The organism is Oceanobacillus longus, assembly GCF_042650085.1.
In the GTDB taxonomy this organism is placed as follows: Bacteria; Bacillota; Bacilli; order Bacillales; family Amphibacillaceae; genus Oceanobacillus; species Oceanobacillus longus.
This window is the reverse complement of record NZ_JBHSAO010000016.1, coordinates 93,493-108,444: the sequence shown is the minus strand read 5'-3', so window position 1 is coordinate 108,444 and position 14,952 is coordinate 93,493. Positions and strand designations below refer to the sequence as shown.

12 protein-coding genes and 1 pseudogene are annotated in these 14,952 nt (G+C 36.3%); 6 read left to right on the top strand and 7 right to left on the bottom strand.

Annotation, left to right across the window (positions count from 1 at the left end; genetic code table 11):
• Positions 1 to 99: 99 nt before the first annotated feature.
• Positions 100 to 363 (bottom strand): hypothetical protein, encoded by a 264-nt coding sequence (locus ACFOUV_RS17560; RefSeq protein WP_379498079.1) that lies wholly within the window; start codon positions 361 to 363, stop codon positions 100 to 102.
• A 287-nt stretch (positions 364 to 650) separates the two neighbouring features.
• Positions 651 to 782: a hypothetical protein gene (locus tag ACFOUV_RS17555; protein ID WP_379498078.1), complete on the bottom strand. Its 132-nt coding sequence runs from the start codon at positions 780 to 782 to the stop codon at positions 651 to 653.
• Positions 783 to 1,096: 314 nt separating this feature from the next.
• Between ACFOUV_RS17555 and ACFOUV_RS17550 the strand changes: the two genes are divergently transcribed.
• On the top strand, positions 1,097 to 1,780 hold the full coding sequence (locus ACFOUV_RS17550; protein ID WP_379498077.1) for a toll/interleukin-1 receptor domain-containing protein: 684 nt from the start codon (positions 1,097 to 1,099) through the stop codon (positions 1,778 to 1,780).
• A 978-nt stretch (positions 1,781 to 2,758) separates the two neighbouring features.
• Here the strand turns inward: ACFOUV_RS17550 and ACFOUV_RS17545 are convergent.
• Both ACFOUV_RS17545 and ACFOUV_RS17540 read right to left on the bottom strand, forming a co-directional pair.
• Positions 2,759 to 3,178, bottom strand: a complete 420-nt coding sequence (locus tag ACFOUV_RS17545; protein WP_379498076.1) for a hypothetical protein — start codon at positions 3,176 to 3,178, stop codon at positions 2,759 to 2,761.
• A 1,353-nt stretch (positions 3,179 to 4,531) separates the two neighbouring features.
• Positions 4,532 to 8,299 carry an AAA domain-containing protein gene (locus ACFOUV_RS17540; protein WP_379498075.1) on the bottom strand — a complete coding sequence of 1,256 codons (3,768 nt, stop codon included), beginning with the start codon at positions 8,297 to 8,299 and terminating at the stop codon, positions 4,532 to 4,534.
• 238 nt (positions 8,300 to 8,537) lie between these two features.
• Here ACFOUV_RS17540 and ACFOUV_RS17535 point away from each other — a divergent pair.
• Positions 8,538 to 8,786: pseudogene (locus ACFOUV_RS17535) on the top strand (IS3 family transposase); the annotation flags it as partial.
• Between the two features lie 1,082 nt (positions 8,787 to 9,868).
• On the opposite strand, the gene ACFOUV_RS17530 reads toward ACFOUV_RS17535, so the two are convergent.
• The 3 genes from ACFOUV_RS17530 to ACFOUV_RS17520 form a co-directional block, all read right to left on the bottom strand.
• Positions 9,869 to 10,180 (bottom strand): HNH endonuclease family protein, encoded by a 312-nt coding sequence (locus ACFOUV_RS17530; RefSeq protein WP_379498074.1) that lies wholly within the window; start codon positions 10,178 to 10,180, stop codon positions 9,869 to 9,871.
• Positions 10,181 to 10,236: 56 nt separating this feature from the next.
• Positions 10,237 to 10,569 carry a hypothetical protein gene (locus ACFOUV_RS17525; protein ID WP_379498073.1) on the bottom strand — a complete coding sequence of 111 codons (333 nt, stop codon included), beginning with the start codon at positions 10,567 to 10,569 and terminating at the stop codon, positions 10,237 to 10,239.
• A gap of 469 nt (positions 10,570 to 11,038) precedes the next feature.
• A complete protein-coding gene (locus ACFOUV_RS17520; protein WP_379498072.1) occupies positions 11,039 to 12,241 on the bottom strand; it encodes an IS4 family transposase in 1,203 nt (400 codons plus the stop codon).
• Positions 12,242 to 12,438: 197 nt separating this feature from the next.
• Between ACFOUV_RS17520 and ACFOUV_RS17515 the strand changes: the two genes are divergently transcribed.
• From ACFOUV_RS17515 to ACFOUV_RS17500, 4 genes are all read left to right on the top strand, one after another.
• Positions 12,439 to 12,627 (top strand): hypothetical protein, encoded by a 189-nt coding sequence (locus ACFOUV_RS17515; protein ID WP_379498071.1) that lies wholly within the window; start codon positions 12,439 to 12,441, stop codon positions 12,625 to 12,627.
• Positions 12,620 to 13,345, top strand: coding sequence for a hypothetical protein (locus ACFOUV_RS17510; RefSeq protein WP_379498070.1), 726 nt, complete (start codon positions 12,620 to 12,622; stop codon positions 13,343 to 13,345). Before ACFOUV_RS17515 ends, ACFOUV_RS17510 begins: the two co-directional genes overlap by 8 nt.
• 153 nt (positions 13,346 to 13,498) lie before the next feature.
• Entirely contained in the window at positions 13,499 to 14,458 is a 960-nt protein-coding gene (locus ACFOUV_RS17505) for a ThiF family adenylyltransferase (protein WP_379498069.1), read from the top strand.
• 234 nt (positions 14,459 to 14,692) lie between these two features.
• A complete protein-coding gene (locus ACFOUV_RS17500; RefSeq protein ID WP_379498068.1) occupies positions 14,693 to 14,929 on the top strand; it encodes a hypothetical protein in 237 nt (78 codons plus the stop codon).
• Positions 14,930 to 14,952 lie beyond the last annotated feature (23 nt).

The window sequence follows — 14,952 nt, the reverse complement described above, 5'->3', positions numbered from 1 at the left end:
TTTTTTATTTGTTCAACCTTCTAACATTTTGGTTGCAATACTCTGTACTTTTATTATGCATTAAACAATACTTCACAAAATTTTATTACTTTATAACAATCATTGTTTATTATTACTGTGTTTGCTTTCAATTTTTTTTGAAACTTTTTCAGCCTGAGCATCTAAGTAATTTATGCTAAAAAACCATAATACACTAATTCCTATATACCAAATTGCCAAAATACAAAGGTTGTCTGTTACGTTCTCCCATAAGGTTTTGGAAGTGAAAAAGTACCCCCAACTAATTGATGATACTAAATATAGAATAGGTGAAATTATATGTACAAAGGCATATAAAAACTTCATAACTTTATATTTACTCAAATAAACCCTCCACTTCATAATCGTGTCCCACCATTTCCTTTCTAAATATACGTTTTAAAACATATTCAGTTTCATTATTTTGCTTGAATAAGATAATAGGCCGTTGTCAAAGAAACAACCTCTTCTTTCGCTAACGCACCCGTTATTTTAATAAACTTATCTTATTTATTAATACGTTTACTTATAATAACTCTTTTGTTTATTGTTGAAATTAGACATAAAAATAGAACTTACTATTTAATGTGACATTCTATAATGTGACATTCTATTTTCATTTTATTTTCATTTTATTTCATTGGCTTCTTCATAGAATATAATGCCTGTAACAATAAACCCACCAACACCAAAATTGGTAACGCAAATGCAAAAATAATATCATAAATATCAACGCCATCAGTATCAGGATTTTTTTTAATCATCCAATCCCCCCATTCAAGTAAAAATGTAAAAATTTTATTTCTTTATAATTAAAGTATTGTTAAACTAACCTACTACCCGATCAATTGGCATATACGCTGATGTTCCAGTTGGGATTAGATTGCCCCTTCTTTTTTTGAAAAGCCATTCAAAAGGGGAACAGGTCTAGATAAGAAGAAAAATACACTTTCTCATTTTATTTGATACAATAGATGAGATAAAACGGATATTTGTAATTAACCAAAAACTAAGGAGGAAACAGAAATGGATACTGTAAAAGGGTCAGAACTATTCATTAAATTAGGGGGGAATGGGCATGGCTAGATGTACAGCTCCAGTAAGGGGGCATCGAACAGCGAGTGCCGCAGCCGACTGCCCAGCGTGCGGTGGGGGCTATCGTGGATACAGGTCGTACTCAGCTCCGTCGTATCCACCGCCCGCTAGGAGCGGGGGCGGCGGAAGTAGTAGCGGAGGTTCCGCCCGCAATAAAAAGCCTCGTTGGTCGAAAGCAGGTTCGTCCGTATTTTACACAACTCAAGAAGTTAAAGCACTTACACCAGTCCGTGACAAAGTCGAAGATTTGGCAGAGCGAGACCTTCGGGACGTCTTCCTCTGCCACGCATGGGACGACCGGAAGGGAGCCGCGAAGGAACTGCACGATCTGCTTGAGTCTAATGATGTCTCCGTATGGTTCAGCGAGAAGGACGTTGGTCTCGGCGTGCCGTTACTTCGTGCAATAGACAGGGGCTTGGCGAACTCACGAGTCGGGCTTGTGCTGGTGACCCCTGCGATGCTAAAACGCCTCCCAAAAGAGGGCATCGCCGACAAAGAACTTTCAGCACTACTCGCTAACGATCGCCTCATTCCGATTGTACACGAGACAACATATGAAGCTCTCCGCGATGTCAGTCCCCTGCTCGCATCGCGAACTGGTCTGGATACAGAGGAAGAATCAATGGCGGATGTCGCGACCAAGCTCGCAGAACTCGTCGCCCTCTAAGCTCTGTTTGTTTACACCAGTTTGTTGAAAAAAGTAAACTACTAATTTTTGAAACAGCCGCATTTTTGAACGGAATACTGCGGCTTGTCGTCCTTAAAAGTAAACTACTTTATTTCATTAAACAAAAATTATTCAAAATTAAAATTAAAGATGACGATAAGAACGCAAATGGAATTAGCTTATCAGCGATTATCATATCTCTTGCAACAAAGAAAATAATAAATGAAAAGTTTTAAATTAATTATAAAAAAGAGATCTTCAGTAAGTTTATAACTTACTGAAGATCTCTTCTTATTCTTTAAAACATGAGCAAAACCATGAGCATAAATGATGTGAATCACCATAAACCTTTATATATCAAGAGTTTAAAGGGTATATTACATCATGCCGCCGGTAAGTTGAGAGTGTGTAATATCGTTAACGATAGGTGCGATAAGTGCGGTATATCAAGGTTTTTAAATTATCTTACTGTAACATCTTTCATGTTAATTTACGTTTTTTACTTCAGTGCGTTAGCAAAATGTTAACATGTTGATGTTGCTATACTGAATGCCCATAAAAAATGGCACCAAATCTTCCGTGGTTTTATACCAGCAGTTGCCTCGAATTTACTACCATTTGTTATTAACGGGTTTCCTACAGCGAAATGGCACCATGGTTTTGGTCACCCTTTTTATCAAGGAATTAGGTTTATGGTTTTACCGCAATCGCGCCAAATGCGGAAAATCGTTTGCTATTGAATAGTAGCGTTGAACTGTGCAACAAAAAGCAAAGATATAAATGGGAGGTCTTGTTGAACTTGTTTTAGTTTTTCAAGTTCTGGTCAACAATGATTTATCTACATAAAACGTAGTTCTTTTCCATTGTATTTATCAATAGCAGTATAGAATAGCATGACCATTATTTGATTACCTCATTAAATCGTAAATAGATTACCTGAGTGTATTTCATAGATCTAGATTACATCATATAATCATTTTACAAATTCTCATTGGCTTTATTCATTTCTTCTACTAAATTATCTCTAAAAAACCGTGGTGCATTTGGTTGATTTCCATAACTTCCAGATACAAAAGTCATAACTAACTTTCCAGCATCTATTATAAATCTCGACTCTAGAATCATTTTATTCGAATTAGATTTAAACTCGTACACTAATTCATTGCCGTCGATAAATGATTTCACACCTTTATTAGTACTTGTAGCTATTCCATTTATCACGCTCTCTTTAAGTCCACCAAATGATTTTTCTTCATTAATTACAGGATCAGAAGCAACTTTTGCTATGTCAGAAACTACCTTAGATGAAAGAAAAGGTAGTTTCCCCTTCTTAGCACCAACCCCAAGAACTATCGTTGCCGCTGTAGCAACAAGAGACCAACCCGTCTTTTTTGACATTTTCATATCGCCATTTTCTCCCTTTTCGAATTTAATTATTTTTCCGTATCATCAGTGCTACTGCTTCAATGTGTTTTGAATTCAGTTTCAAGTATATCACTAGTATATTGACAACTATATCAAAATTCGTCGTTTCACTTACAACGAATAATTAATATAACAGATAATATTAAACTGAATTTTAAAACCGCTTCTAATCGCTAGCTTCATATTACAGGGAATTAAATCGATTAACGCTAATAACCAGCGTTTTTGCTGATGTTACTCTAAATGGACTATATAATTAACATTTTCCATGGAGGGACACGGGAACGATGATCTGGCAAGTTGTAGTGTGAAACAGAGATGTATTATCAAGATGTTTTAGAAACGTTACAGAAGGGAATGACGATTACAAAATCATACCAGAAAAAAGTATTTTCTAAAATTATACCTGTCATTGTTGCGCAGTATAGGGCTACTATGCATTAGAAAAATTTATCCTAATCTGTTTTCACTCATTGAAATTACACAAAAGTATGAAATGGTAAACGTGTGGCATTTACTGGTACATTCTTTGTCATTCGGTGGCAATAACTATGGCAGAAGTGGTACATTTCAGTGGCTGTAATCATCATCTTTATTATTACTGTATTTAATTTTATTAGCGACAGATAAAATGGGGGCCATCACCTCGATGATAGAATTTATTCCATTCTCCTTTTTCTATTTCCCTTAGTTGAGAAGCTTTCAACTCTTTATACATCCACACGAAGATTGCTAATAATATTAAAAAATAAAATATCTCAATTTCACTAAACCCCGTAACTTTCCTAAAACTCTCAACTATTTCTTTCAAGAAGTTCATATGTATATCACCTTAAAATCATTACAAGGAGTATGGTGGATCCTCTGGAAAAGAATCTATACAATTGCAATAGGTCTCCTTAGAGACTATCTCCTTTTTATATTTGTAATACATTTTCTCTAAAGAAGGTATGTCATGTTTTAAAAGTGCTTCTTTTGTTAACCTTTGTTTAGTTTTACTATAAAAACTTTTATAAATTTGCTTTCGTATCCAGATGTCTAAAGACCGTAATTTTCGAACATCTGTTATTAGGGGTTCACAAGTTCATCGTCCCGTAGTTAACCTAAAAACTAATCGAAACAAAGAACCTGTTCCCACGGTCAAGTAAATGTTTATATCTAAAAAATCAGCGTTAAGGACTTTACCGCTTAAATTGGTGGGATACAGGCACTATAGCCATTCAAATAAAACCTAGCTTTTAGTCTTGGAGACCTCGCTAGGTTTTATTTAGTATGATCTTAGTGCTGCTTATAAGACATAGTAACTCATGAATTTCCTGACATTTTTCATTGAACTTTCAACCCATCCTGAACCTCTTCTTTGCGAACTAATTCCTTAATTCGCTGATCAATACGTTCTATCTCATTTACAGGATTCTTCCACCAATTCCTGCTCCAGATTCGTTCGATTATCCAGCCCCTTGATTCCAAATATCTTTGGCGATAAACATCTCGTTCTCTAGCGCTTGGGGAACTATGATACATGGCTCCATCACATTCTATTCCAAGAATGTATCGGGAATTATCGCTTGGATGGACGACTGCCATGTCAATTCGATAACCGGACATTCCTACTTGCGTGGTGACTTCATATCCAATATTACGAAGTTGTTGGTAAACTTGCTCTTCAAATGGTGAATCGAAATGAAGCGATTGTTGTTCAACGTGCGTATTTACCGTTTCGTTAATCTCTTGGATCACCGCATTAATGTCTTCTATCTTTCCACCAGAAACAGCTCTTGCATATTTCAAATAGGACTTTAATAGCTTCGGACCGCGTTCGGCCGTATTAGCTACATTAAGTTCCTCTGGTTCGATACTAGAAACCAGGATGATTCCTTCTTTTGCACGGGTAACCGCTACGTTTAATCGATTTTCCCCGCCCTTTTGGTTAAGCGAACCGAATCGGTTATACACTTTACCTTCTTCATTTTTTGCATAACCAATGGAAAAAATGATAATATCTCGTTCGTCCCCTTGTACGTTTTCAATGTTTTTAACAAATAGCCGTTCATCTAGATCACGTGCCATTAGTTCATTATAAAGGGTTCTAAATTCATCATCTTCCGCAACTGCCTTATCAATCATATCTTGTACTTTTGACTGTTGTTTCGAGTTAAAAGTGATGATTCCAACCGTCTTACCAGGTTGTTGTTGCAGTGTATGCTTTAACTGTGTGACGACTTCCAGTGCCTCTATTTCGTTTGATTGGTTAAGCCATCTACCATCTATTCGTCTCCATTCTATTGCAGGTGGTTCTCTAAATGGCGTGACGTTTGGGGCAATTTGAACATAGCCATTATAGAAAGCATGATTGGAAAAGTTAATAAGCTCTTCATATTTAGAACGATAATGCCACTGCAAAATCTTCTCTGGAAAACGTCGTTTCGCTAAATTAAGCAAGCTAACGGATTCATCAGTATTAAACTTCGCTTCTTCCTCTTCTTCTTCATCCGCATATCCCGCACTGAATAAATTAGATGGCGGCAGTTGCTTTTCATCTCCTGCTACGACTATTTGTTTGCCACGATATACAGACGGCATCGCGCTTTCTACTGTTAACTGGGAAGCTTCATCAAATATTACGATGTCAAATAGTCCTTCTTTTAATGGAAAAATAGATGATACCATTTCAGGTGAAGCTAGCCATACCGGTAAAATATCCACTAGTCCCTTGTTTGCAAAGTCGTTTACTAATTTACGAAGTGGCCAGATCATTCTCTTTTTACCTGTTTGATGTTTTAGTTCTTTTGTCGATTTTCCTTCTACTTGTTGCACGGATTTCACTTTATTTTTCAGTTCGTGTATCAAATATTCTGCTGCAACTTTTCGCTTTTCTTCTAGCAGAATGGCAAACGATTCACGTATTCTTCCAAATTCGTTTGTAGAGATCTTCTGGACTTCTGGATACTTTGCCTCGATCTTATCAATCCAATGGATGTACGCTGAATTTTTAAAGGTAGCTACCCAAAATTCTGATAGCGATTGTTCATTTTTATGCTCCTTTTCCTTTAAGGCCGTTATTACATGCTTTGTATCGTCACTTGCCTGCTTCCAGAACTTATCCATTAATTTCAGGTCATCAAAGTCACGATGGATATACTCTAATATTAAGTCTAACTCTTTTAACGGAATATCCCCTTCCGCCACGCGGTCCTGTAATTTATTCAGTTGATCATCTTGCATAAAAGGAGACAATGTCTTCATGTCATCTGCCATCGACTTCGTAACTTCGCCTAAATCGTGCATAATTTTTAATGACTGTTTTATCTTCAACCACTCTGTAGAACTTGTCCCTTTAAATTTCTCACCATTTGTAATCTCTTCTATAATGGATTTCCCTGTTACCGTCGTCCACCAGAACATGCGTAAACCTTGAAGCGTACGTTTTTGGCTATCATCTAAATCTGGATATATTTTTTCTAGTCGATGTTGTACTTGCCATGTATAAGCAGGTGTAATCTTGTCAATATCTAGCGCTTCGATAAAGACTATTGCTTCCTTTGCTTTCTGGATTAATGTTTCTAAAGATTCAATCGCTTCTAACTTTGCTTTCATGCCAAATCCAGCAAAGCTCTTTCGGTGACGCAACGGATAAGACTCTTTCCCAAACCGTTCATACCATTCTCCATACGTAAATATTGTTTCCGCCATGTCTCGTAATGACTCTCTCGTCATTCGATCGATCACACTGTTTAAATTGATTATCTGGTTTGAATCAGTTATCGGTTTCGATGCACCGTAAAGTTCATATAGTTTATAACCATAGACTTGCGTTTCATAAAGTGCTTTGGCGATCGTGTTTAGTAAATGTTCTTGATTATCTAGCCGAGAAGTCACGGTAATCAGCTTTTCAACCGATTCCACAAACTGTACTTCATTATGTTCTAACATACTAGAAATTTTCTGGTAAAGTACTTTTCGATCCACTTTCTCATCATGTACAAGTGCAACATGGTCACTTAGTCTCAAACTATTCATGCGTTGATACACAACATCTAGCGCTGCACGTTTCTGACAGACAACGAGTATCTTTTTCTTTCGATAAAGTGCGTCCGTTACAAGATTAACAATGACTTGCGATTTCCCAGTTCCTGGAGGTCCATGTACGACTAATCCCTTTTGATGGCGAGCCTCCTGCAAAATTTCTTCTTGAGATCCGTCTGTTTTTAATAGATTTAATATATCTTCATTTTCACTAGTTTGCTCTTCTTCCTCAACACCACTAGGTAATACACCTGCTTCAATTGATCGATCATCTTCAGAATTCATTATCTCTCCAACTAACGAAAGAGAACTGGTTTCTGATAGGTTAATCAATTCATCATAATCACGTACAATGGAAGAACCGCCTTGTGGAAAATTACCAATTACTGCATTTTCAAGTAATGTCATATTAGCAACTTCCGGTATATCACTTGCCTTATACTCCTTTAATCGACTTAGACCAGTTTGAGTATACTGAACCTTCAATTGATATTTTTCCAAGAAGGATATAATTTCCGTAAAGTCCAGGGATCCCGCAGTTAAAACAGCCTCTTCAAAAATATCCTCTGAAAAGCCAAGCTTATTTAATTTCTTCAGTGCTAAAAAGAGCGTCCTATTTAACTGTGACCCGCCTTCATCAACATGTAACACCCATTTTTGCAATGCAACTTTATCTTTTTCTAAACGAATTGGGTACAAGAAAAGAGGGGCTTGAATAAAGGTTCCATCGAGGAGAACTCCAGATATAAAGGGATAACCTAAGTAAAGGTCATTTACACCTGTTTCATCTTCCATTGCTTTGATTTGACGATAGAGATCGGTAAGCTTCTTTGATAAGTTCATCGATTTCTCATCATCAAGGGAAGGATGCAATAAAGTAATCTTACCTTTCGTTTTCTGCTCTACTACTTTCTTTATAATTGATTGTGTGTCTTCTTTTCTGTCTAAAGAATCTATATTTGCAAGATCAAAGCTCCATTTCTGATAGATTTTCAATAACCGAATAGAGCGATTTGACTTGTTTAAATTATTTAGCTTATCACGCATATGCAATAGATGAGCTTTCATTTAATCACTTCTTTCGTTAAAGCTGTTTTGCAGAATTATTTTATAAGAATCAATTATATCTTAATATATGGGGTAATAGTAACAGGATTGAAATAGTCATAATATTCATTTCTTAATGGACCACGGGGACAGATTCATCTTCCCAGGGTCCTTAACTTAAAAACTAAGTGGAACAAGGAGCCTATCCCAATGGTCGGCACACTTCAATATAACTAGCTATTGACTTACCCAACCCTTGATAGATCAGGTATTAGATACGTTTGGTATCGAAAGATCATTGAGTGAAAAAGGAACACCTTATGACAATGCCGTAGCAGAAGCCACATTTAAAACTATTAAGGTTGAATTTGTAAGTGGTAGAGTTTTCGCTAGCCAACAAGAACTTGATCTAGAGCTTTTTGATTATGTGAATTGGTTCAATAATATTCGAATACATGGATCACTAGATTATTTAACACCATCTGAATATAAGCGGGTAGACCTTTAAATAATTGTTCAGTTTAGTGTTGACATACCAATCATCCGTCTATAATATTTCTAATTTTTCTTTGGAACAAGAACTGCATTGTCTCACTTCTCTTTTTAAGTACCCTCTTCTTTTTAACTTATTACATATTTGATTAATCTATTGCCTTGGTTTTATATTTAGCACTTCTAAAAGACAATCGTCACAATACAAGTCATTTGTACTATTAATAAATTTTTGAACAACTTCTGCATTCGACATAAACAAACTCTCCCTTCCACACCTTGGAAAAAGCTATCGATTAAATTGGCTTGCATTAATTATATAACTACATTACAATCGTTCCCTGAGCATACGATTGGAGTAAATTTTAAATTGACAAAAGATAGATTGTAAAGTAGATTCCTGTCTAAGTCTTCATATTTCAATAGAGCTTTTTAAAAAATTGAATAAATATAAAAAGGCTATACGACATATCTAACAATAAGTGCATTTCTACTGAAAAGGCGTTAAATTTTGCACATATTTATGAATAAGTCGTATGCCTGATCTGAGAAGCAGATTTTTTAGAAATTCTTAGCCATTTCTTTTTTTCTTTGTAAAAACTATACTACTCGAAAAATTTTAGCAGAGGAAAAATTTCGTGAATTGAGACAATGTACAAGAAACTTAGAACAATTCACCACCCGATCGCATTTTACATTATGTGCTATATGAACCTCCCCTTATAAATTCCCTCTACATATTTTTAGGAGGTATGGCGTCTATCTGTAAGCAACTATATTCAATTTCAAACAGATCAAATAAATGCCTTATTATAAATGTTTTGTCCTTATTAGATAAACTAGTCTTTGCATAAACGCCTGGTAACAGTCGTTTTATTATTTCTAACCGGTGTAAAGGCAGTCTCGAAACCAGTTTTACTCTCTGCTTCTGCAAATTCAGCAAAAGCTGTTGGAGTTTCCTGCGCTAACTTAATTAATAATTCAACGTACATCTCTTTCCATGAGTCAACTGCGTGATAATCATCCGTAATAAAATTGTATCCTTTTACTATATAGTTAGTGAAAGGATTTTCACCATCAAAACTAATGCAAGTTCAATTAAAGAATTGCGGCGGGCAATAATTTCTTCTTCTCCCCAACAGCATGTGCAGGGAAAGCATTCAAAATAACGAAATGACTTTCTCGGTATCCTTTATCCATAAGTTGATTCTCAGAAAAGGGACGATTACTGTATTTGGGATTATATCCTGTTAAGGTTAAGTTACCTATATTATTAAGATACACTTTATATAATTTCTCATGACCTTCACCTAAATATTTTTGCCAAGGAACAGAAAGTTTTTGCGGCATAATATGTTCAATGCTATAGTCCTTTTCCTCTATACCTTCGTGTTGGGGGACTGACTCCAAAAACTGAAGCTTAGGCCGGCGTGGTTTTGGTATGATGTGTAATTATCATCCACACCTCAATTCACAAACTCCGTATTCCTCGCCTTCCAATCTTCCAGCTTAATAAACACCCAAAATCCATAAATTCCTAAAGTGATTACCGTAAAGAACCACCATTTAATCCAATGTCCAAATAAGCCGACAGCAGAGCCTGTAAACCTGAGTCTTCTTCCTTCCAAGACTGTATGGTTAATTTTCCAGCCGTAGATCATCGTTACGGACCAAGGGTAACAAATACCTAACGTAAAGACTGTAACAAGCGAACCAAGAATCACCCAACCAACAAACTGCAGCAATCCGCCGTCAAAAAATGATTTTCTTCCTTTTTGTATTTCTAATGCGTTTTCCATTTGCCATACCTCCAGATTGAATTATAATATTATGAATTCTCTTCACACCATACTATATACCTAAGTCATTAGCAATGCGTGAAATTAATTAGCACCTTTATTAATTGATTCACCTACATAATAAGCTCCCAATTTCCACTGATTCAAAGAGTTATTCCTTTTCAGCCCTTCTAGGCACAATACAATAATCCGATACTATTGTTTCCATTCCTATATAATCAATGGGAAGCTGTTTGTGATTTAAAAATACATAATTTGCAATCCAGACTATGGGGGTCAGTCCCCCACTTCGCTATCGCTTTAACGTGGTGGGGGACTGACCCATTGGCCTTGCATCAATGGAACCGCAGTCCAAATCAGTTAAATTTTACCAATTGATTTCAGTTTTAAAATTAAAAGAAGAGAACGGGGTCTCAGATAGACCTTGTTCCCACCTTTTTCCATATTAAATTATCAAAAAAAATAAGCGTTACTTCTTCTTCTGTGGCTTGATAATGGCTATATTTCCTTCAAACTCCGTCTCCTTTTTCTTCGGTAGAGGGACTTTCTGTCGCCCTCGTGATGTTTTGCTTTTCTCTCGATGTAGTGCCTCCATAAATACGTTATAAGGTTTATACATATACGTTCTCATCAACCTTAAAAACGGCCAAAGTTTCTTCTTTGATTTGGTTTGTAATTGTAGTATCAAAGCCAAGCCATATGCAGCTAGGGCAAGAAACATTTGATTCCACATTCCCTGTGGTTTCGTACTCCAGATTTTGACTAATTTTAAATGTTGCTTGATCCATTTGAAGAAGGTCTCAATCATCCATCGATAACGATAGAGATCCATGATTTGCTCTGCAGATAAATCCCATCTTGTTGTCATTAATCGATAGAGTCTGTGTTCTTCATCTTCAAATTCTACTAGACGAATCGGTTCATCCGCATAGCTATATTTGACTTTAACGTCTCTGAGAATGGCTGGGTGATTGGTTTCGTAAGTTTCAATAGGTACGGCTCTAATATTCTTTGTAATTCGGACAACAAAGGAAATGTCTTGTTCCTGCCATGACATTAGGTTTTTTACCGACGGATAGCCACGATCCATCAGGTATGTTGCATCATCTTCTTCAACAAGCAAATCAGGTGTTTCAACGTCACCCACGTTACCTGTTGAAGGTACAATTTTGTCTGGATAAGATATATCTTCTGAAACGACCACAATACGGGTATGCATTTTTACCACGTTCCATGCTTTTGTGACGAATGCCCAATCACAAAGCTCTGGAGGAAGCTTTAAATGCGTTGAGTCGATGATTTTCAGCCGTCCAATTTCTGAATTTATTCCTTTATAATCTTTCGTAAGATCATGAATGATATGTACCACTTTTTGAAAAAGCTCCTGGGCGAATTCCGTTGGTAAATCGTTGATTCTTCGGCTCAGTTGCGATCCACTTATACTGGGTAGATGGATAGATTCGCAGAATTCTGGATTAGCCCGAAGCCTTTCTTCCATATCCTCATAAGATTCCCACTTATCCAATTGTGCAGCCACAAAAATTTTCATTAAAGCATCTACAGAAAGCTTGTCATACTCGTAATTTAAGAGTGGTGATGAAAAAAATTCTGTAGGTAAAACGGACAAGCATTGACTAATTAACTGTTTATGACCTATACTGTTAGAATGCAAATTCTAAGCTCCTTTGTAGAAGATTTGGGAACAAGTATGGTCTCACTTCTACAATAGGAGCTTTTTTTATTTTTGTAAATAAAGAATACACTAAATCTATAAATTGGAAGTTATTCCCACACGTGCAAGGCCAATGGGACTGACCCCAAAAACCAGGGCGTTTAATAGATGAAGAATATGAAGCCTTTTATGAAAAGGTGAAAGAAGCCGCCGGAATTGCAAGAGAAGCACTAGATGCAACAGATACGTATACTAGTGTTGAAAAATGGAGAAAACTGTTTGGTTTGAAATTCCCTACACCGCCTAAGAGTACAAAAAAACAAAATGGATTTTCAAGCAGGGAAGAAAAAACAGATATCGGTAGTGGAGGAACCAGGTTTGCGTAAACCTTTTCAGAAAACCCCTAAAGAAGATCTGTTAACTGCTAGAAGAATGTTGGAAGAATTCAATTGCATTACCTTGCTTGAAGATTTAAGATGGGATTCTTTAGTTAATAAGTGGATAATTCATTGTTTAATCAAGATTGAAAGTTCGGACCTTCAACTGGTTGAGAATAAAACAGAGTGGTTTGTGTTTATTGATGATTCGTATCCTTTGGGGAACATAAAATTCTATCCTTCAAAACAAAATGGATTAACCCTGACCTTTCCACATCAAAACTATAATAGTGAAGGTGATAAAGAACTTCCCTGGAGAAATGGAGATTTGTGTTTAAATACACATATGAGTTTATTTCAACGACTCGGCATGGATATAGAACCTCTAGATAAAGAGCAAAGGCTGCAGTGGCATTTCAAAAGATTTATATCCTGGTTGGAATATGCTAGTAAAGAAGAATTGTTACAAACAGGTGATCCTTTTGAATTGCCCCCATTGCCAATAAGAATACCAACAACAGTTGCTTTCAACGAAAATGACCGAAATTTTCAGTTTTGGAAAAACAATCATTTTAAATATGGATATCTCGATTTAATCAAGTTGGACACTAAAAATAAAACCTTGTTGATAAATAAGTTTTTTACGTACCAAGATATTTTGATTCATAAATGCCATTGGGGGGATTATGTCAGTAATCATGAAAAGGGACATATTAAAGGTTCCTAGGTATTATTAAATGAAATCCCTATTTTACGTCCGTGGCATATCCCATCAACTTGGGGAGAACTGTTCTCCGTTTGTCATAAGCAAAACATTGATTTACTGAGTATAATTAAACAATTTGCACCTACATTTCGTTATAGTGGAAGACATATTCTTATGATAGGATTCCCCATTCCGGATAGGATAGGTGAGAAAAGTGTACAGATTTACTGGATTGGGTTAGCTCTTCCCGAACTTACTCATCAATCGTTATTGGTACATGGATTTAGAGATCCGGAAAAAGCTTATTGGTGGCATGACCAACAAAAGCTATTTAAGAAGTCGGCAGAAATCCAATGGTTGTTTACCGAGAATTGGGATAAAAGTGAATTAACTAGTCGAGGAAGTTTTCCAGATGATGTAACCACTAAAAGCGCTTTAATTATTGGCGCTGGATCAGTCGGTTCCGTTGTTTCTGAATTACTAGTCCGATCCGGCCAGACACAGTTGGCGATTATGGATGGAGATTTACTACAGGCAGGGAATTTGGTTCGCCATACCCTAACATTAAACGACATTAACAAATATAAAGTAGATTCACTTGTAAATCGACTCATCGATTGTTCACCTCACAATCGAATCAAAGGAATAAACAAACATTTTCCTTTGATTGAAGATGAACAAATAGAAATAATTAATGGATACGATGTTATTCTAGATTGCACAGCTGAAGATGAAGTAATTTACCAACTCGAAAATTTCCCTTGGTCACCGGATAAGACATTTATATCCATATCCTTAGGATATGGATCCAAACGGCTCTTTGTTTATATGTCTCAAGGACAAAGTTTCTCTGCCCAATCTTTTTTCAAACTAATTCACCCTTGGCAGGAAAAGGAAGCACAAAGCCTGATTGGTATCGAATTTCCAAGGGAAGGGATTGGCTGTTGGCATCCAGTTTTTCCAGCAAGGTCAGATGATGTATGGCAAATGGCAACAATTGCAATAAAGAATATTGAAATGGCTTTACAACAACCAATAATCAAACCAAAATTATTAGTCTATGAGCAGCAATGGAATGAAGAGGTCTTTCTTGGTACGAGATTGGTTTATCAGGAGGAATATGATGAGGGATAGACCCACATACACATCAAAAGATCAACTTTTTGAAGTAACGCTACACCGGCATATCTGCGAAATGATGAGAGAGTTATGTGGAAAATTGCATCCAAAAGAAACGGGTGAATCCTAATAGGCTATTATTCAGAGGATCAACGTACTGCGAATATCACAAAAATTACTGGTCCTCCCAGAGATTCGAAACACGGTCTTACCTGGTTTGAAAGAGGTACGGAAGGTCTCCAAAGCATATTGGATAACGCTTGGGAAATAGAACAGGTATATTATTTGGGTGAGTGGCATTATCACCCAAAAGACTTTCCCAGCCCAAGTTCTATTGATATTAACCAAATGGAGCGTATATCAAAAGATCCAAAGTATCATTGCCCAGAACCCATTCTAATTATTGTAAATGGTGATACAAACAAAACCCTTTGTGCCTATGTTTTTCCTTCAGATAAAAGCTATATTTCATTAGAAGAATTCTAATCATATATTAAATAAACGATAGC